At 56.9% G+C, this 18,369-nt stretch carries 16 protein-coding genes; 10 read left to right on the top strand and 6 right to left on the bottom strand.

Features of this window, described 5'->3' with window-relative positions:
* On the top strand, nt 1–354 hold the full coding sequence (locus V7Q49_RS16705) for an MmcQ/YjbR family DNA-binding protein (RefSeq protein ID WP_142490045.1): 354 nt from the start codon (nt 1–3) through the stop codon (nt 352–354).
* Here V7Q49_RS16705 and uvrA read toward each other — a convergent pair whose 3' ends face one another.
* Complete coding sequence (gene uvrA / locus V7Q49_RS16700) at nt 355–3,180, bottom strand: excinuclease ABC subunit UvrA (RefSeq protein ID WP_333853636.1); 2,826 nt, start codon at nt 3,178–3,180, stop codon at nt 355–357.
* A 251-nt stretch (nt 3,181–3,431) separates the two neighbouring features.
* On the opposite strand from uvrA, the gene ssb1 reads away from it, so the two are divergent.
* Nucleotides 3,432–3,962, top strand: coding sequence for a single-stranded DNA-binding protein SSB1 (ssb1, locus tag V7Q49_RS16695; protein WP_032615999.1), 531 nt, complete (start codon nt 3,432–3,434; stop codon nt 3,960–3,962).
* A 63-nt stretch (nt 3,963–4,025) separates the two neighbouring features.
* Here ssb1 and V7Q49_RS16690 read toward each other — a convergent pair whose 3' ends face one another.
* Nucleotides 4,026–4,307: a YjcB family protein gene (locus V7Q49_RS16690; RefSeq protein WP_333853634.1), complete on the bottom strand. Its 282-nt coding sequence runs from the start codon at nt 4,305–4,307 to the stop codon at nt 4,026–4,028.
* Nucleotides 4,308–4,921: 614 nt separating this feature from the next.
* Here V7Q49_RS16690 and V7Q49_RS16685 point away from each other — a divergent pair.
* Nucleotides 4,922–6,250, top strand: a complete 1,329-nt coding sequence (locus V7Q49_RS16685) for a GGDEF domain-containing protein (protein ID WP_333853633.1) — start codon at nt 4,922–4,924, stop codon at nt 6,248–6,250.
* Between the two features lie 338 nt (nt 6,251–6,588).
* On the top strand, nt 6,589–8,175 hold the full coding sequence (locus V7Q49_RS16680) for an EAL domain-containing protein (protein WP_333853631.1): 1,587 nt from the start codon (nt 6,589–6,591) through the stop codon (nt 8,173–8,175).
* Here V7Q49_RS16680 and soxS read toward each other — a convergent pair.
* Nucleotides 8,172–8,498, bottom strand: a complete 327-nt coding sequence (soxS, locus tag V7Q49_RS16675; protein WP_039031951.1) for a superoxide response transcriptional regulator SoxS — start codon at nt 8,496–8,498, stop codon at nt 8,172–8,174. The two genes, V7Q49_RS16680 and soxS, sit on opposite strands and share 4 nt — an antisense overlap.
* 98 nt (nt 8,499–8,596) lie before the next feature.
* On the opposite strand from soxS, the gene soxR reads away from it, so the two are divergent.
* The 4 genes from soxR (at nt 8,597) to V7Q49_RS16655 (ending at nt 13,446) form a co-directional block, all read left to right on the top strand.
* Nucleotides 8,597–9,055 (top strand): redox-sensitive transcriptional activator SoxR, encoded by a 459-nt coding sequence (soxR, locus tag V7Q49_RS16670; protein WP_333853628.1) that lies wholly within the window; start codon nt 8,597–8,599, stop codon nt 9,053–9,055.
* A 273-nt stretch (nt 9,056–9,328) separates the two neighbouring features.
* The gene (locus tag V7Q49_RS16665; protein ID WP_333853626.1) at nt 9,329–10,000 is read left to right on the top strand and encodes a glutathione S-transferase family protein; all 672 of its coding nucleotides are present in this window, start codon (nt 9,329–9,331) and stop codon (nt 9,998–10,000) included.
* 298 nt (nt 10,001–10,298) lie between these two features.
* Nucleotides 10,299–11,648 carry a guanine/hypoxanthine transporter GhxP gene (gene ghxP / locus V7Q49_RS16660; RefSeq protein WP_333853624.1) on the top strand — a complete coding sequence of 450 codons (1,350 nt, stop codon included), beginning with the start codon at nt 10,299–10,301 and terminating at the stop codon, nt 11,646–11,648.
* Nucleotides 11,649–11,799: 151 nt separating this feature from the next.
* On the top strand, nt 11,800–13,446 hold the full coding sequence (locus V7Q49_RS16655) for a Na+/H+ antiporter (protein ID WP_333853622.1): 1,647 nt from the start codon (nt 11,800–11,802) through the stop codon (nt 13,444–13,446).
* A 96-nt stretch (nt 13,447–13,542) separates the two neighbouring features.
* Here V7Q49_RS16655 and V7Q49_RS16650 read toward each other — a convergent pair whose 3' ends face one another.
* Nucleotides 13,543–14,430 (bottom strand): LysR family transcriptional regulator, encoded by an 888-nt coding sequence (locus tag V7Q49_RS16650; RefSeq protein WP_333853620.1) that lies wholly within the window; start codon nt 14,428–14,430, stop codon nt 13,543–13,545.
* 100 nt (nt 14,431–14,530) lie between these two features.
* Between V7Q49_RS16650 and V7Q49_RS16645 the strand changes: the two genes are divergently transcribed.
* Both V7Q49_RS16645 and V7Q49_RS16640 read left to right on the top strand, forming a co-directional pair.
* Entirely contained in the window at nt 14,531–14,941 is a 411-nt protein-coding gene (locus tag V7Q49_RS16645) for a CidA/LrgA family protein (protein ID WP_333853616.1), read from the top strand.
* Entirely contained in the window at nt 14,934–15,623 is a 690-nt protein-coding gene (locus V7Q49_RS16640) for an LrgB family protein (protein ID WP_106993951.1), read from the top strand. Before V7Q49_RS16645 ends, V7Q49_RS16640 begins: the two co-directional genes overlap by 8 nt.
* An 83-nt stretch (nt 15,624–15,706) precedes the next feature.
* On the opposite strand, the gene V7Q49_RS16635 is transcribed toward V7Q49_RS16640, so the two are convergent.
* On the bottom strand, nt 15,707–16,981 hold the full coding sequence (locus V7Q49_RS16635; protein WP_333853614.1) for an ABC transporter substrate-binding protein: 1,275 nt from the start codon (nt 16,979–16,981) through the stop codon (nt 15,707–15,709).
* Between the two features lie 54 nt (nt 16,982–17,035).
* Complete coding sequence (locus V7Q49_RS16630) at nt 17,036–18,331, bottom strand: Gfo/Idh/MocA family protein (RefSeq protein WP_333853612.1); 1,296 nt, start codon at nt 18,329–18,331, stop codon at nt 17,036–17,038.
* Nucleotides 18,332–18,369: the final 38 nt, after the last annotated feature.

Genomic DNA, 18,369 nt, shown 5'->3' with positions numbered 1-18,369 from the left:
ATGACAATTTCGGAGATACTTCAGTACTGCATGAATAAGCCGGGTGCGGAGCAAAGCGTGCACAGTGACTGGAAGGCAACCCAGATTAAGGTCGCGGACGTGCTGTTTGCGATGGTGAAAGATGTGGAGGGGCGTCCGGCGGCCTCGCTAAAAACCAGCCCGGAACTGGCGGATCTGCTGCGCCAGCAGCACACCGACGTGCGTCCCAGCAAGCACCTGAATAAAGCGCACTGGAGCACGGTCTATCTCGATGGGTCGATACCGGATTCGCAGATTTACTACCTGGTGGATGCCTCGTACAAGCAGGCGGTGGAACTGCTGCCGGAGATGACCCGGCAGCAGCTGTCAGTCTGACTACTTCAGAAGCGGTTTAAGGAAGCGGGCCGTGTGCGAGGCTTCGCACTCCGCCACGGTTTCCGGGGTGCCGGAAACCAGGATTTCACCGCCGCCGCTGCCGCCTTCCGGACCGAGATCGACAATCCAGTCTGCGGTTTTAATTACGTCCAGGTTGTGCTCAATCACCACGATGGTGTTGCCCTGATCGCGCAGCTGGTGCAGCACGTCGAGTAACTGCTGGATATCGGCAAAGTGCAGACCGGTGGTCGGCTCATCCAGAATGTACAGCGTCTGCCCGGTGCCGCGTTTGGAGAGCTCACGCGCCAGCTTCACGCGCTGCGCCTCGCCGCCCGACAGGGTAGTCGCCGACTGACCCAGACGAATGTAGGTCAGACCGACATCCATCAAAGTCTGGAGCTTACGCGCCAGCGCCGGAACGGCATCAAAGAACTCACGCGCCTCTTCAATGGTCATATCCAGCACTTCGTGGATGGTCTTGCCTTTGTATTTAATCTCCAGCGTTTCGCGGTTATAGCGTTTGCCTTTGCACTGGTCGCACGGCACATAGATGTCCGGCAGGAAGTGCATCTCTACCTTGATCACCCCATCGCCCTGACAGGCTTCACAGCGGCCGCCGCGAACGTTAAAGCTGAAACGTCCTGGCGTATAGCCGCGCGAACGCGATTCCGGCACGCCGGCAAAGAGTTCACGTACTGGCGTAAACACGCCGGTATAGGTGGCCGGGTTAGAGCGAGGCGTACGACCGATCGGGCTCTGGTCGATATCGATCACCTTGTCGAAGTGCTCCAGACCGTGGATCTCGCGATACGGCGCGGGTTCAGCCAGGGTTGCTCCGTTCAGCTGAGTCTGAGCAATCGGGAACAGGGTGTCGTTAATCAGCGTTGATTTACCGGAACCCGAGACACCGGTGATACAGGTGAACAGGCCGACCGGCAGGGTCAGGGTCACGTCTTTCAGGTTGTTGCCGCGGGCACCGGTCAGCTTCAGCACTTTTTCCGGGTCGGCGGGCACGCGCTGTTTCGGGACTTCAATCTTGCGCTTGCCGCTCATGTACTGGCCGGTCAGGGATTCCGGTACCGCCATAATGGCGTCCAGAGGCCCTTCCGCCACCACCTGGCCGCCGTGGACGCCAGCCCCCGGGCCGATGTCGATCACGTGGTCGGCCGCGCGGATGGCGTCTTCATCGTGCTCAACCACAATCACGGTGTTACCGAGGTTACGCAGGTGGATCAGCGTCCCGAGCAGGCGTTCGTTGTCGCGCTGGTGCAGACCAATGGACGGCTCATCCAGCACGTACATCACCCCCACGAGTCCCGCGCCAATCTGGCTTGCCAGACGGATACGCTGGGCTTCACCGCCGGACAGGGTCTCTGCCGAGCGGGAGAGGGTGAGATAGTTCAGGCCGACGTTGACCAGGAACTTGAGGCGATCCCCGATCTCTTTCAGCACTTTCTCGGCGATTTGCGCGCGCTGGCCGGAGAGCTTCAGGTTGTTGAAGAAGTCCATCGCATGGCCGATGCTCATGTCCGAGATGGTCGGCAACGGCGTGTTTTCGACATACACGTGGCGCGCTTCGCGACGCAGACGAGTGCCGTCACAGGTGGCGCAGGAGCGGTTGCTGATAAACTTCGCCAGCTCTTCACGTACCGCGCTGGACTCCGTCTCTTTGTAACGGCGCTCCATGTTATGCAGCACGCCTTCGAACGGATGGCGGCGCACCGAGGTATCGCCGCGATCGTTCATGTATTTGAACTCGATGTTCTCTTTCGCGGAACCGAACAGGATCACTTTGTGCACGGTTGGGCTGAGGCTGCCCCACGGCGCTTCGACATCGAACTTGTAGTGTTCAGCCAGCGACTTCAGCATCTGGAAATAGTAGAAGTTACGCTTATCCCAGCCGCGGATCGCGCCGCCAGCCAGCGACAGCTCCGGGTTCTGGATCACCCGGTCGGGATCGAAATACTGCTGCACGCCCAGGCCATCGCAGGTCGGGCAGGCGCCGGCCGGGTTGTTGAACGAGAACAGGCGCGGTTCCAGCTCGCGCATGCTGTAGCCGCAAATCGGGCAGGCGAAGTTGGCAGAGAAGAGCAGCTCGTCTGCTTTCGAATCGTCCATATCGGCCACGACGGCCGTACCGCCGGACAGATCCAGCGCGGTTTCGAACGACTCTGCCAGGCGCTGGGTGAGGTCATCACGCACCTTAAAGCGGTCGATAACCACCTCGATGGTGTGTTTCTTTTGCAGCTCCAGCTTCGGCGGATCGGAGAGATCGCACACTTCCCCGTCGATACGGGCGCGGATGTAGCCCTGGCTGGCCAGGTTCTCCAGCGTTTTGGTGTGCTCGCCTTTACGCTCTTTAATGATTGGCGCCAGCAGCATCAGGCGTTTGCCTTCCGGCTGCGCCAGCACGTTATCCACCATCTGGCTGACGGTCTGGGCCGCCAGCGGGACATCGTGGTCCGGGCAGCGCGGCTCGCCCACGCGGGCATACAGCAGACGCAGGTAGTCATGGATTTCGGTGATGGTCCCGACGGTGGAGCGCGGGTTGTGGGAGGTCGACTTCTGCTCAATGGAGATAGCCGGCGACAACCCTTCGATATGGTCGACGTCTGGTTTTTCCATCAGCGACAGGAACTGACGCGCATACGCAGAGAGCGATTCAACGTAACGGCGCTGCCCTTCGGCATACAGAGTGTCGAAAGCCAGTGACGATTTGCCTGAGCCTGAAAGCCCGGTCACGACGATCAGTTTGTCGCGAGGGATAACGAGGTTGATATTCTTGAGATTGTGGGTGCGGGCGCCCCGAACTTCTATCTTATCCATTCACCTTTCCCGGTAGGTAGATACACGGAATGCCTGGTTTGTTTGAAGGACAACCGGCAGAAACGATTAATTATGACACAAATTGACCTGGCTGGATATACAGTATTGGAATGCAAATTCTGATTACCTGTGCAACAATGTAACCTTCGTGAGAACTCTGGAAGATGCTTCGAAACTATCGGAAGACCACGTGGAAATGGTACACTCGCGCGCTTACACTATTTTCAGACACGTTTTCAGGAGACACGATCATGGCCAGCAGAGGCGTAAACAAGGTGATTCTCGTCGGTAATCTGGGCCAGGACCCGGAAGTACGCTATATGCCGAGTGGTGGTGCAGTGGCCAACATTACGCTGGCGACGTCCGAATCCTGGCGCGATAAAGCGACCGGTGAGATGAAAGAGCAGACCGAATGGCACCGCGTTGTGCTGTTTGGCAAACTGGCCGAAGTGGCCGGTGAATATCTGCGTAAAGGCTCCCAGGTCTATATCGAAGGCCAGCTGCGTACCCGTAAATGGACCGATCAGTCCGGCGCAGAAAAGTACACTACCGAAGTGGTGGTTAACGTCGGCGGCACCATGCAGATGCTGGGTGGCCGTCAGGGCGGTGGCGCACCAGCAGGTGGCGGCCAGCAGCAGCAGGGCGGTTGGGGTCAGCCTCAGCAGCCGCAGGGTGGCAACCAGTTCAGCGGCGGCGCACAGTCCCGTCCGCAGCAGCAGCCGTCCGCACCAGCGCAGTCTAACGAACCGCCAATGGATTTCGACGACGATATCCCGTTCTGATCAGCAGAACCTGCGTTTCGCAACCACAAAAAACCCAGACATCGTCTGGGTTTTTTAACTTCACTAGGTGTACATCATTGGCCAGTCTGGTGGCGTATGGCTCATCGCCTCGACCATTACCGCTTTAACGTTATTCCAGATAACGGCCACATCCAGCAGGGTGATGCCCAGCAGGCCGGTCGCGAACCAGCATGCCGCCGCCAGACCCAGACAGGTGCTGACCACCGCCAGCGCGGTGTAATCTGATTTACGAAACTGAATGTTCAGCGTGCTGGCCAGAAACATCAGCACCGCGCTCAACAACTCCCAGCGTGCAAACACAACACCTGTGGTAATAGCTGCCATAAAAACGATCCTCAAAGATAACCGCCGCCGGGTAAAGCGCGACGTTGCCCACACACTGTGGCAAACTGGCTATCGGCAGGCTCAGACTCACAACAATGAAACGATGTTTCTTGTTACATAAGATATGTGAACTATATCACGTTTGTTCTTTTATTCGCCACTGGGCAAATGCATAAAAATAGCCTTTTTTAACCCTGTAATTAGCATGGTTATTAACATCAAAAATATATATTTAGCCTGCTAACCGGTGTAATTAAGATAACTTTGCTGATAATTCATTGGCATAAGAAAACATGTACAGAGCGGCAGCTTATGTACAATATTTACAGCCTCATGGCTATGGATTATGCTTCTTGCGGTTACTTACTCTGTTCGTAATAAATAAATCAGGCTTGAATTTTTTTTGCTGGTTATTATTTTTTTGTCATTTTATTTTTACACGCGCATCCCTGTAAGAGAGTCGCATTAATTTATGCCGACTGAATATCACTTATTCCTGATTAATTCGTTGCGGTATTTCTGTCTCGTTAATGAGCTGCGAATAAACAATGAAGCCAGTAAATCGAGAGAATATTAATGACAGTACCCGGGCCCTGCACGCATTAGCTAAATTAATGCCAAAATTATCGTCTCATGCCACCTTAACGGATCTGCTGGAGACGATTAATCATACCTTTGGCGCCCAGCTCAGTTGGGTGATGATGCAGGATGATACTGGTCCGCCGCAGTTTGTCAGTGCCGGGGAATTAACCTGCCATCCGCTGGAAATTAATGCGTTTCTTGCCAGCCTGTTATTGCAACGCCAGCGCCGTTCATGGCAGGTCATCGGCTGGAAAGAGAATATGGGCGCGCTGATATTTCCTCCCGGACATCCGGGACACCTTCAATTACAGTGTGGGGTGCTGTGTAAAATGGCGCCGCATCAGCACGGCTATTTTTTCCTGGGGTTTACGCAGCCGCAAAGCACCCTCACCGTACTGAAAGAGGTGGTGATTATCCTGATGGAAAAACTGAAGGATTTTGTCACCGGTCTCGTTGCCCGTGAGCGCACGGCAAAAGAGATGCAGCGGATGATCGCCCAGTACAAAACGCTGTTTGAACGAGCCCCGGTACTGATGAACTCTTTCGACAGGAATAGCCGCTGCGTATTGTGGAATGCCGAATGCGAAAAGGTGTTTGGCTGGACGATGGCGGAGATCAACGCCCATACCGATCCGCTGGCGCTATTTTATCCTGACCCGGAGGTGCGCCGCCGGGTGCACGAGTCGCTGAACACCGCCCCACTGAACGATATGTACGAATGGCATCCGCTGCGCCGGGACGGTATGCAGCTGACGATCCTGTGGTCGAATATTTCTCTGCCGGACGGTTCAATCCTCAATATCGGGCTCGATATTACCGCTCGCAAAAAAGCAGAGCGGCAGCTGGAGGTGAAGGCCATGACCGACGATCTGACGCGCTGCTTAAATCGCTTTGCCATCCTGCAACAGATTGCCGCCGCCCTGGAGGCCAGCCAACGGCAGGAGGCGAACAGCCACTTCTCGGTTCTGATGTTCGACCTGGATTTCTTTAAACAGATCAACGATCAATGGGGTCATCTGGTGGGGGATGCGGCGCTGGTGCACTTCTGCGACTGCCTGCGGGCGTTGATCCCTCCCGGCTCGGCGCTGGGGCGGGTAGGCGGAGAGGAATTTTTACTGCTGCTGCCGAAAACCCACAGCGATGCGGCGGTGCAGCTCTCCACCCGGCTCCGCCAGGCGCTGGCCGTGACGCCGCTTAACGTCGGCAGCCGGACGCTGATCCTCTCCTTCAGTGCGGGGGTGGTGGAGGTGAGCGGGAAACAGCACGATAGCTCCTCGCTACTCATTAGCGCAGATAAGGCACTTTATGATGCCAAACGTGCAGGAAGAGGAAAAACAATCGTCGCGGTTGATTATTTATAAATCACTTTAATCATTATCATGGGATAAATAGCACAAAACTTCATGAGGAAGTTGCGCTTTTTTGATGCTGTCGGTAGTTTGACTTAATCGACGACATTCTGTTGAGTTATCCGGGAGCCTGGCTTTCGCCCCCGGTAATTATTTTGCTTAATAAACAGGAAACGAATACTTTCAGTTTGGCTTACGGACAAATATTATCGGCATAACCAAATATTAGGTTATTGGTGTTAAAAGTCAGTTGCTAACTTCGCATGATTCATGCAACGTAATCACCTGTTTAGCAAAGCATCCGGCCTTCATGATCACAGGCACATAAAAAGCAGGGAAAAAGGGCGGAAATGAATCGTAGCGCACGGGACAAGGTGCTGAGGATAGTCGGGGTTATCATGGTAGTTTCGCTACCTGTGATGCTTGCGCTATGGTTTGCCCAGCAACGCGCGGTCAACGAAACACGCAGCCAACTTAGCTCCTTTGCTCAACTCGCTTTAGATAAAACTGAACTGGTGATACAGCAGGTTGAGCTGGCACGTCATGCGGCTGAACAGTATTCGGGCGATATTTGCACGCCGGCACACCGACAGAATATGTTAAATATCGTCCGGGGCCGACTTTACATTGCCGACCTGCTCTATGCTGATGGCCGTGAATTCCTCTGCTCAACGACCAGCACCCCCGATAACCCCTATACGATTTCCGACGCCAATTACCAACGCCAGCCTGACGTCTCTATCTATTATTACCGCGATACGCCGTTTTACGCGGGATATAAGATGACTTATATGCAATTAGGGCATTATGTGGTGGTGGTGAACCCCCTGACCTATAGCGAAGTGATGTCTTCGGATCGCTCTCTGGCATGGGGTGTATTTGATACGGTGACCAATGCCTTTTTTTCGGTCAGCGAACAGGCTAATCAAAATGAATTAAAAACGCTGATTGGCGATAACGATCTCTCCTTCCAGAGCGAAGGTCGCTTTTATACTATTGTTCGTTCCGACAAGCGCCCGATTGCCGCCATTGTTTCGACCACTAACCAGCGTTTTTATGAAGTGCTCTATCATCAGGCGACATTAACCCTGCCGCTGGGAATGATCAGCAGCATTATTATTTTACTGATGTGGTCGCGAACGCGACGCGAATTTAATTCACCGGGTCGCTTATTACATCGGGCATTAAATAAAAGACAGCTTTGTCTGCACTACCAGCCCATTATCGATATTAAAACCAATGTTTGTGTCGGGGCAGAGGCGCTGTTGCGATGGCCAGGTTTTAACGGCCCGGTGATGAGCCCGGTAGAATTTATCCCGCTGGCAGAAAAAGAGGGCATGAGCGAGCGTATTACCGACTACGTAGTGGAAGAAGTCTTCAGCGATCTCGGCCCTTTCCTGGCCTGCAACCCGCATATCTATATCTCCATTAACCTGTCGGCCACGGACTTTCACTCTTCACGCCTGATTGCGATGATCACCGACAAAGCCCGCCACTATAACGTTCGGGCCCAGCAGATTAAAATCGAAGTGACCGAGCGCGGGTTCATCGACGTACCGAGAACCACGCCGGTGATCCAGGCGTTTCGTCAGGCGGGATATGAAGTGGCGATCGATGATTTTGGTACCGGCTATTCCAACCTGCACAACCTCTACTCGCTGAACGTCGACATCCTGAAAATCGATAAATCCTTCATTGATACGCTGACCACCAACAGCACCAGCCACCTGATCGTCGAGCACATTATTGAAATGGCCCAAAGCCTGCGCTTAAAAACCATCGCGGAAGGGGTGGAAACGGCGGAACAGGTCACGTGGTTAAACAAGCGCGGCGTGCAGTATTGCCAGGGCTGGCACTTTGCGAAGGCAATGTCGCCGCAGGATTTCATGACCTGGCAGCAACAGCCTGTCGCGGCATCACTCGCCCACAGCCACTAATTCAGCTGATGACGATAGTCGCTGGGGGTGCGATCAAACTCGCGGCGGAATACGCGGGAAAACGTCTGCTGAGAGACATAGCCCAGATCCATGGCGATATCAAAGATAGGTCGCTGGGTCGTACGCAGCGCCTGGGCGGCCAACAATAACCGGCGTTGGCGAATGTACTCGCCCAGCGTCTGATGCATCACGGCGCGGAACATCCTCTGCAAGTACCACTTCGAATAACCTGACTTTTTTGCCACCACATCGATACTCAAGGGTTGATCGATATGGTCATCCATCCATTCGATAAGTGTCTGAATAATTTGTTGATGCGACATAAAGCAGCCTCCCTCTGGGTACACCTGTGTCTGTAGATTCGTCGTTTTGTCTGCGGGCGAGTATAATTCCTCAAGTTAACTTGAGGTAAAGAGGTTTTATGGAAAAGAAATTACCGCGGATAAAGCCGCTGCTGACGCCGGGCGAGGTGGCCAGGCGTAGCGGCGTGGCGGTGTCGGCACTGCATTTCTATGAAAGCAAAGGGTTAATTAAGAGCATTCGCAACGCCGGCAACCAGCGGCGTTATACCCGCGACGTGCTGCGCTACGTGGCGATCATTAAGATTGCTCAACGCATCGGCATCCCGCTGGTCACCATTGGCGAGGCGTTCGGCATCCTGCCGGAGGGGCATACCCTGAGTGCGAAGGAGTGGAAGGCGCTGTCGTCCCAGTGGCGCGACGAGCTGGATCGGCGAATTCATACCCTGGAGGCGCTGCGTGATGAGCTGGACGGCTGCATTGGCTGCGGCTGCCTGTCGCGCAGCGACTGTCCACTGCGTAACCCTGGCGACAGGCTGGGCGAGCAGGGCACCGGCGCACGTCTGCTGGAAGAGGATTAGCCCGACGCAGTAAAAACTAAAGCGCCACAAGGGCGCTTTAGTTTATTCCCGGTCTTTGTCTTTCTCTCTATCCCGCTGGTTCACAGGAGGGTTTCCCCCGACATCAACACCCCTCAGTCGAGCATGCTTTGGAGGTTCCGGTTTGTGCTGACAATTTAAGTCTAGGCCGGGAGCCCGGGTTTGCCAGCGTTACTGGACAAAAACTCGGCGAAATTTTTTCGCCAGGTTGTGCAATTTTCTATAGTTAGTGGATAAGCCCAACTGGAGATGACCATGATTAAGGTCCACCACCTCAACCAGTCCCGATCCCAGCGCGTGCTCTGGGCGCTGGAAGAGCTCTCACTGCCCTATCAGATTGAACGTTATCAGCGGGATAAGACGATGATGGCGCCCGCCGCGTTGCGCAAAGTCCATCCGCTGGGCAAATCCCCGGTGCTGGAGGATAACGGCCTGATCCTGGCGGAGTCGGGGGCCATCCTCGAATACCTGCAGGAGACCTACGATCCCGGCTCGCAGCTCAAGCCGCAGGATCCCGGGATGAAGCTGCACTACCGTTTCTGGCTTCACTACGCGGAAGGCTCCCTGATGCCGCTCCTGCTGATGAAGCTGGTCTTCTCCAGCCTGGGTAAACCGCCGATCCCGTTTGGCCTGCGCTCGCTGGGCAAAGTGCTGGGGCAGGGGGTGCAGAAGGCGTATCTCAACAAACAGCTGGAAACCCACGCCCGTTTTCTGGAGTCCTGGCTTAAGGATCACCGCTGGTTTGCCGGAGATCGCCTCAGCATGGCGGATGTACAGATGAGCTTTCCGGTGTTTGCGCTGCTGGATCGTGGCGGCATTAAGGATCTTCCCCACCTGCAGACGTGGAAGAAAAACGTCGAAATGCGTCCGGCCTGGCAGCGGGCGATCCAGCAGGGCGGTCCGTTCGAAATCCCTGGCGCGTCCTGAAAATGTTATCAAATTGCGCATTCACGATAACGTTTGCGCATACTCTGTCTACTTCTTCACCATCTCGTACGGAAATTAGCAAAAAACGGCAAAGTTAAGTTGAAAACGCCCATCTTTAGGCCGGATAATCGTTTGCCTTTAATTCAACACCCGTTTTGTCAGCGCGAAGCTAAACGTTTGCTTTTTTTATGACGCCCCTCTTTGTCATAAACGCAGCACAGGGATAAGACGTTTCGCTGGTCGTGGAGTGTCCATCACGCTGACCGACGACGATAATAATTTTCAGGGGATGTTTTCTATGTCTACGCCATCTGCGCGTACCGGCGGTTCACTCGACGCCATGTTCAAAATTTCTGCCCGCGGCAGCACCGTGCGTCAGGAGATCGTTGCCGGTCTGACGACCTTCCTGGCCATGGTCTACTCGGTGATCGTGGTGCCGGGCATGCTGGGCAAAGCCGGTTTCCCACCGGCGGCGGTCTTTGTCGCTACCTGTCTGGTGGCCGGTGTGGGCTCCATCGTGATGGGTCTGTGGGCCAACCTGCCGCTGGCGATCGGTTGCGCGATCTCGCTGACCGCCTTCACCGCATTCAGCCTGGTGCTGGGCCAGCACATCAGCGTGCCGGTTGCGTTGGGCGCCGTGTTCCTGATGGGTGTGCTGTTTACCATTATTTCCGCCACCGGCATCCGTAGCTGGATCCTCCGCAACCTGCCGCAGGGCGTTGCGCACGGCACCGGGATTGGTATCGGCCTGTTCCTGCTGCTGATTGCCGCTAACGGCGTTGGCCTGGTGATCAAGAACCCGCTGGACGGTCTGCCGGTTGCGCTGGGTAATTTCGCCAGCTTCCCGGTGATCATGTCGCTGATTGGTCTGGCGGTGATCATCGGTCTGGAAAAACTGAAAGTGCCGGGCGGCATCCTGCTGACCATCATTGGCGTCTCTGTGGTGGGGCTGATTTTCGATCCGGCGGTACACTTCTCCGGCGTGTTCGCCATGCCATCCCTGAGTGATGAGAACGGCAACTCGCTGATCGGCAGCCTGGATATCATGGGCGCGCTGAACCCGGTGGTGCTGCCAAGCGTGCTGGCGCTGGTAATGACCGCGGTCTTCGATGCCACCGGAACCATCCGCGCGGTAGCGGGTCAGGCGAACCTGCTGGATAAAGACGGTCAGATTATCGATGGCGGCAAAGCGCTGACCACCGACTCCCTGAGCAGCGTCTTCTCCGGTCTGGTGGGTGCCGCTCCGGCAGCCGTGTATATCGAATCAGCGGCGGGTACGGCGGCAGGCGGGAAAACCGGTCTGACGGCGATTACCATTGGCGTCCTGTTCCTGCTGATCCTGTTCCTTGCCCCGCTGTCGTATCTGGTTCCGGCGTACGCAACCGCGCCAGCGCTGATGTACGTTGGCCTGCTGATGCTGAGCAACGTGGCGAAAATTGATTTTGCCGACTTCGTCGACGCGATGGCCGGCCTGATCACCGCGGTGTTCATTGTGCTGACCTGTAACATCGTTACCGGCATCATGATCGGTTTCGCGTCGCTGGTGATTGGCCGTATCGTCTCCGGTGAATGGCGTAAGCTGAACATCGGTACGGTAGTGATTGCCGTGGCGCTGGTGGCGTTCTACGCGGGTGGCTGGGCTATCTAAGCTGTCAACTGCGGAAAAAGACGGGTGGCTCAGGCCGCCCGTTTTTATTTTCGGAACACATCTTGTTGCCTTATGCGTTACTCTGGGGGAGATACACTGTGGCAAGATGCCAGTGATGTAAACGTACAGAAATCTCGCAAACAGGGAACGCATGGAAATCTTCTTCACAATACTCATCATGACCCTTTTGGTCTCTCTCTCCGGGGTAGTTACCCGCGTACTGCCCTTCCAGTTACCGCTGCCGCTGATGCAGATCGCCATCGGTGCTCTGCTGGCGTGGCCGACGTTCGGATTGCATGTCGAGTTTGATCCCGAACTGTTTCTGGTACTGTTTATTCCTCCTCTGCTGTTTGCCGACGGCTGGAAAACGCCAACCCGTGAGTTTCTTGAACACGGGCGCGAAATCTTCGGTCTGGCGCTGGCGCTGGTGGTGGTCACCGTGGTGGGGATTGGTTTCCTCATCTACTGGGTGGTGCCAGGGATCCCGCTGATACCGGCCTTTGCGCTGGCGGCGGTGCTGTCGCCAACCGATGCCGTAGCGCTGTCCGGGATTGTCGGTGAAGGGCGCATACCGAAGAAAATCATGGGCATCCTGCAGGGCGAGGCGCTGATGAACGACGCCTCCGGCCTGGTAGCGCTGAAGTTTGCCGTCGCCGTGGCGATGGGCACCATGGTCTTCACCATCGGCGGGGCGACCGTAGAATTTTTCAAAGTGGCGGTTGGCGGCATCATTGCCGGGTTTGTGGTGAGCTGGCTGTATGGCCGTTCGCTACGCTTCCTCAGCCGCTGGGGCGGCGACGAACCCGCCACGCAAATCGTACTGCTGTTCCTGCTGCCGTTCGCGTCGTACCTGATTGCGGAACATCTTGGCGTGTCGGGCATTCTGGCCGCGGTGGCGGCGGGGATGACCATCACCCGCTCCGGCGTGATGCGTACCGCCCCGCTGGCGATGCGCCTGCGTGCCAACAGCACCTGGTCAATGCTGGAGTTTGTCTTTAACGGCATGGTGTTCCTGCTGTTAGGCCTGCAGCTGCCGGGTATCCTCGAGTCCTCGCTGGTGGCGGCCGAAGCCGATCCGAATGTCGAAACCTGGATGCTGTTTACCGATATCGTGCTGATTTACGCCGCGCTGATGCTGGTGCGTTTCGGCTGGCTGTGGACGATGAAAAACTTCAGCATGCGTTTCCTGAAAAAGAAACCGATGGAGTTTGGCGCCTGGTCCACCCGTGAACTGCTGATCTCCACCTTCGCCGGGGTGCGTGGGGCCATTACGCTGGCCGGTGTGCTCTCTATTCCGCTGCTGCTGCCGACCGGCGACGTCTTCCCGGCCCGCTACGAGCTGGTATTCCTCGCCGCCGGGGTGATCCTCTTCTCGCTGTTTGTCGGCGTGGTGATGCTGCCGATCCTGCTGCAACATATGGAGGTGGGCGACCACGTTCAGCAGCATAAAGAGGCGCGTATCGCCCGGGCGGCAACCGCTGAAGTGGCCATCGTCGCCATCCAGAAAATGGAGGAGCGCCTGGCCGCCGATACCGAAGAGAACATCGATACCCAGCTGCTGAAAGAGGTGAGTTCGCGGGTCATTGGTAACCTGCGCCGCCGCGCGGATGGCCGTAACGACGTGGAAAGCTCCCTGCTGGAAGAGAACCTTGAGCGCCGCTTCCGCCTGGCCGCGCTGCGCTCTGAACGCGCGGAGCTGTACCACCTGCGTGCCACCCGGGAGATCAGCAACGAGACGCTGCAGAAGCTGCTGCACGATCTCGATTTGATGGAAGCGTTGTTAATAGAGAAGCAGTAGTCGTTTGTTGCCCCTCACCCTAGCCCTCTCCCCATAGGGGAGAGGGAACAGTATGGCACGGTGCGGCCTTTTCCCCTCTCCCCTTTGGGGAGAGGGTCAGGGTGAGGGGCCCCAAAACCCTTCACAGCATTTCAGCCACGCCTGGGCGCTGTTCGACAGATAAACCCCTTCCCGCCAGATCATCCCCAGCTGCCAGTGCAGATCGCTCTGCAGCGGGATCCAACGCAGGGTGTTTTTATTCAGCCGCTCGCAGATGGGCTGCGGCAATATCGCAATCCCGACCCCCGCCTGCACCATCGCCGCCAGAAAGTCCCACTGCCCGCTGCGCACCGCGATGCGCGGTTTGACGCCGTGCTGGTTGAAGAGCTGCATCAGCTGGCGGCTGAGGGCAAAATCTTCGTTGTAAATCAGCAAAGGATGCTCGGCCAGCAGCTCCGGGTTAATGGCCTCCAGCGTCAACCAGCTGCCGGAGCGCGGCACCAGCACGCACAGCGGATGGCTGAACAGCGGCAGCGCCGTCAGACCGCTGTCTTCCTCCACCGGCAGGGCGGTCATCGCCAGATCCAGCTCGCCGTTGATCACCGCCTGCTGGACGGTTAAGCCGCCAAATTCAGAAATTTTCAGCTCCACGCCGGGATAGCGCTGGCGAAACAGGCCGATGGGCCCGGCCATCATCATCCCCACCATCGGCGGGATCCCGAGACGCAGTATCCCCTTGTTGAGGTGGTTGATGTCGCCCAGCTCCGCCTCCAGCTGGCGAAACTCCGCGAGGATCGCCAGCCCGCGCTCAAACACCACCCGGCCGGTGTCGGTCAACAGCAGCTTGCGTCCGTCGCGGATCAGCAGGGTACAGTTCAGTTCATCTTCGAGGTTTTTCAGCATTTTGCTGATGGTGGGTTGGGTGACAAAAAGCTTCTCCGCGGCGCGGGTGAAACTCTGCTGGCGGACCACTTCGACAAAGTAACGCAGCGTGCGTATGTCCATGACTATTCCTCGAAACTATACCTTTGATGATTTTAATTCATTTCAGTCAATTACGGGCGCTGACTATACTGGCGCTCTCTCTCATTTTTAGGAAATCCCCATGACCGTGGCGTTAGGTCGCGTTACGCCTGCCGTCGTGCAACGACTTCAGGTACCGGTTCAGGTACTGCTTTACGCGGGTCTTTTTGTCTTCGCTGAATACCTTGTTAGCTGGTTACATCTGCCGCTGCCGGCCAATCTGGTCGGGATGATGCTGATGTTCAGCCTGATCCTCTGTCGCGTCATCCCCCTGAACTGGGTGCGGGCGGGCTCGCGCTGGCTGCTGGCGGAAATGCTGCTCTTCTTTGTGCCGGCGGTGGTGGCGGTGGTCAATTACGTCCAGCTGCTGATGGTGGACGGCTGGCGTATCTTCGCGGTGATTGCCCTGAGCACGCTAATGGTGCTGGGTGCCACCGCGTGGGTGGTGGATAAAGTCTACCGCTTTGAAATCAGCAGGCAGAAACATGACTAACTTTCAGGTCAGCGTGCTCTGCCTGGTGGTAACGCTGATTATCTATTTCGCCAACAAGCGCCTGTATCGCCGCTTTCGAAAACTGCCCCTGATGCCGCTGGTCTTCACCCCGATTTTGCTGGTGATGATGCTGGTGTGGGGCCATATCTCCTGGCAGAACTATATCGGTGAAGCGCACTGGCTGCTGTGGCTGCTCGGCCCGGCGACTATCGCCTTTGCGGTGCCGGTTTACGACAACCTCGCGGTGATCAAGCGCCACTGGATGTCGCTCTCCGCCGGGGTGATCACCGCCACGGTGGTGGCCGTCACCAGCTCGGTCTGGCTGGCGCGGCTGTTTACCCTGTCGGATGAGATCCAGCGCAGCCTTGCGGTGCGTTCCGTCACCACCCCCTTTGCGCTGGCCGCGGCAAAACCGCTCGGCGGGCAGCCGGATCTGGTGGCGCTGTTTGTGGTGGTGACCGGGGTGTTTGGCATGGCGGTGGGGGATATGCTGTTTTTACGGCTGTCGATCCGCGAAGGGATGGCAAAAGGAGCCGGGTTTGGCGCGGCCTCCCACGGTGCTGGCACCGCCCGCTCCTATGAGCTGGGCCAGCAGGAGGGCGTGGTCGCCAGCCTGGTGATGATGCTCTCCGGCGTGGTGATGGTGCTGGTGGCCCCGCTGGTGGGGTGGTTGATGTTCTGAGCCGCCCTTATTGCCCGGCGGCGCTGCGCTTGCACGGGCCTACGGTTTTGTAGGCCGGGTAAGCGCAGCGCCACCCGGCAAAGCTAACGATTCAAACGACGCACAATCCGTTCCACCTTCTGCCGGAAATCCGCCGCGACCTGGGCGGGTGCCTGGCCCTGCTCCAGTTTTTCCCGCGCGGAGGTGAACTGGTCGATTACCTGCAAATCCTCAATATAGGGCGTGGCAACGGCGGTGGTGTGCAGGGACTGCGCCTGGCGCAATCCGGCGATCACCGGATCCTGCGGGTCAATTACCCCTTTCTCCGTTAACTGCCTTTCCGCCGCCTTATTGAGCGGAATGCCGCGCTCCAGCCCCAGGGCTTCCACCGACTGCGGATCGTTGAGCAGGTAGTTCACCAGGATTGCCGCCTCTTTGGGATGCTTTGTGGATTTCGCTACCGACAGCATCTGCGCCGTTTTGAAGTACACCCCTGATTCGTCCGTCCCGGGCTGCATCACGTAGTCCCCCAGCACCAGCTTCGCCGGCGGCGTCATGTTGTTGGCAAACATGCGGATGGTGATGTTCCAGGTGAACAGGCCGCCCCATTCGCCGTTAATCCACGGCTTCATCTCATAGAGATTGCCTTTACCGTAGGAGGAGAGGGTCTTTGGCGACGGGAGGACGTGGTCGTCGCTCAGGCGTTTTACAAAGCCGAAGGCCTCATCCCACTGGGCGTCGTTCCAGGCGAAGGAGCCGTCGCTGTTGAACATCGGTTTGTGGTGGGTCTGCATCATGTACGCATTGAGCAGCAGAATGACGTCCTGATCGACCATCGCGTAGGGGTAGTAATTGTTGCCCAACGTCTGCTGGAAGGTTTTCCCGGCGGCAAAGAACGCATCCCAGGTTTTCGGGTACGCCAGCCCGGCTTTCTGCCAGGTGACGTCGTTGTAGTAAAAGACCGGGGCATTGACCGAGATCGGCAGGCCGTTGAGCTTGCCGTTGATGGTGGTGGACTGCAAGTCCTGCGCCTGGTACTGGCTTAAATCCAGCTCCGCTTTCAGTTTGTCGAGATCGTAATAGCCTTCGCCGTTTTTGGAAAAGACGATCAGCCACGGCCAGTTGGTCTGCATCACATCCGGCTCGGTGCCGCTCGCCATCTGGGTGGTCAGGCGCGAAAGATGCCCGTCCCAGCCGGTGTATTCGGCCTTCACTTTGATCTCCGGATGCGCTTTTTCAAAGGCCTCGAGCGCCTTCAGCGTGGCCTGGTGGCGGCTGTTGCCTCCCCACCACGACATGCGTAATTCAACGGGCTGCGCCCAGGTAGAGGTACAGGAAAATAACAGCGATGCGATGACACCTGACAGGAGTTTATTCATTCTTTGTCTCCGGACTTTTTTATTATTAAACAGGTGAATAATGGCCCAACGCTTTTAGCGTTTCGTCAGACGGGTAACCAGCTCAAACTCCTTAAAATTGACCGGACGCTGCTGCTGCATAGAGATGTTGCCCGCAATCCCGGTGAGGATAGACATGGCCCCGGCACGGTGGTCCGCCGCGCGCTGCAGCGGGTCGTGGCCCGGCGCACCGAACAGGTCGGCCAGCATGGCGTTATCGCCGCCGCCGTGGCCCCCCTCACCGAGGCTGAACTCGGCTTTCCAGGGTTCGGCAAACATCGGGAAGACCGTGAGATCGCACTGCTCCAGGCTGCCCTCGTTTTCGCGCTCGCCCCCGGCGTTGACGTAGGACTTCTCAACGATCTTCATCTCCAGACGGCCTTCGGTGCCGTTAAACACCACGTTCAACCCTTCCCACGGCAGGTAGGCGTTGAGGGAGTAGGTGAGCTGGACCTGGTTCTGGTACTTCACCAGCACCGACATCGTATCTTCGATGGTGATGCCGTCGCTGAACACGCTCTGGTCGCGGAAGTAGTTATCCTCATGTTCGGCATCGAGATAGAGCGCTTTGAGCTGGGCGTTCTCCGCCATTTGCAGGGCAAAAGGATCCGCTTTCGCCCCGGCAAAGCCGTGGGCGCGCGGGTAGAAGTGGGTTACGCCACGCTTCTCCGCGTTCTCCCGACCGTAGAACTGCAGGCTGCCTTCGGCGTAAACCCGCTCCGGGTAGCTGCCGAGCCAGAAGTTCATCAGGTCGAAGTGGTGGGTGGATTTATGCACCAGCAGGCCGCCGCTGTTGCGTTTTTCCCGGTGCCAGCGGCGGAAGTAGTCCGCGCCGTGTTCGGTGTTGAGCAGCCACTCGAAGTGTACCGAGGTGACCGTGCCAATCGTCCCCTGCATCAGCAGCTCACGCACCTTGCTATGGTGCGGGGCGTAGCGGTAGTTGAAGGCCACGCGCACGCTGCGGCCGGTCTCTTCGATGGCGTCGAGAATGCGCAGCGCGCGCCGTTCGTCGATGGTCATCGGCTTTTCGGTGATCACATCGCAGCCGGCGTGCAGGGCGCGAACGATGTAGTCGTCGTGGGTGCGGTCCATGGTGGTGACAATAACTACATCGGGCCGTGTCTCGCGGATCATCTCTTCAAACTGCGCTGCCTGCCAGGTAGAAACCGGCGCGGCCCCTTCGTTTTTTAAAAGCTGATTGGCATAGTGCATGCGCGTGGTATTGGTATCGCAGAACGCGACCATTCTGGCATTTTCCCGCCAGGTGCCACCGATGGCGGAAATATATAAACCGGCACGACCACCGGTTCCTACCAGAGCATAAGTTTTCATGGCATCCTCGATTAATATGAATAATTAAAATCAGCAAG

It is taken from the genome of Leclercia sp., assembly GCF_036780805.1.
Lineage (GTDB): Bacteria > Pseudomonadota > Gammaproteobacteria > Enterobacterales > Enterobacteriaceae > Enterobacter.
The sequence above is the reverse complement of the archived record's forward strand: the minus strand, read 5'-3'. Positions and strand labels throughout refer to the sequence as shown.

What these genes read in the sequence shown, in the direction of transcription:
- V7Q49_RS16680 (WP_333853631.1), top strand. Translation starts at nt 6,589, where the DNA reads ATGAATCGTAGCGCACGGGACAAGGTGCTGAGGATAGTCGGGGTTATC.
- V7Q49_RS16655 (WP_333853622.1), top strand. Translation starts at nt 11,800, where the DNA reads ATGGAAATCTTCTTCACAATACTCATCATGACCCTTTTGGTCTCTCTC.
- V7Q49_RS16705 (WP_142490045.1), top strand. Translation starts at nt 1, where the DNA reads ATGACAATTTCGGAGATACTTCAGTACTGCATGAATAAGCCGGGTGCG.
- ssb1 (WP_032615999.1), top strand. Translation starts at nt 3,432, where the DNA reads ATGGCCAGCAGAGGCGTAAACAAGGTGATTCTCGTCGGTAATCTGGGC.
- soxS (WP_039031951.1), bottom strand. Translation starts at nt 8,498, where the DNA reads ATGTCGCATCAACAAATTATTCAGACACTTATCGAATGGATGGATGAC.
- V7Q49_RS16650 (WP_333853620.1), bottom strand. Translation starts at nt 14,430, where the DNA reads ATGGACATACGCACGCTGCGTTACTTTGTCGAAGTGGTCCGCCAGCAG.
- ghxP (WP_333853624.1), top strand. Translation starts at nt 10,299, where the DNA reads ATGTCTACGCCATCTGCGCGTACCGGCGGTTCACTCGACGCCATGTTC.
- V7Q49_RS16645 (WP_333853616.1), top strand. Translation starts at nt 14,531, where the DNA reads ATGACCGTGGCGTTAGGTCGCGTTACGCCTGCCGTCGTGCAACGACTT.
- V7Q49_RS16665 (WP_333853626.1), top strand. Translation starts at nt 9,329, where the DNA reads ATGATTAAGGTCCACCACCTCAACCAGTCCCGATCCCAGCGCGTGCTC.
- soxR (WP_333853628.1), top strand. Translation starts at nt 8,597, where the DNA reads ATGGAAAAGAAATTACCGCGGATAAAGCCGCTGCTGACGCCGGGCGAG.
- V7Q49_RS16690 (WP_333853634.1), bottom strand. Translation starts at nt 4,307, where the DNA reads ATGGCAGCTATTACCACAGGTGTTGTGTTTGCACGCTGGGAGTTGTTG.
- V7Q49_RS16630 (WP_333853612.1), bottom strand. Translation starts at nt 18,331, where the DNA reads ATGAAAACTTATGCTCTGGTAGGAACCGGTGGTCGTGCCGGTTTATAT.
- V7Q49_RS16640 (WP_106993951.1), top strand. Translation starts at nt 14,934, where the DNA reads ATGACTAACTTTCAGGTCAGCGTGCTCTGCCTGGTGGTAACGCTGATT.
- uvrA (WP_333853636.1), bottom strand. Translation starts at nt 3,180, where the DNA reads ATGGATAAGATAGAAGTTCGGGGCGCCCGCACCCACAATCTCAAGAAT.
- V7Q49_RS16685 (WP_333853633.1), top strand. Translation starts at nt 4,922, where the DNA reads ATGCCAAAATTATCGTCTCATGCCACCTTAACGGATCTGCTGGAGACG.
- V7Q49_RS16635 (WP_333853614.1), bottom strand. Translation starts at nt 16,981, where the DNA reads ATGAATAAACTCCTGTCAGGTGTCATCGCATCGCTGTTATTTTCCTGT.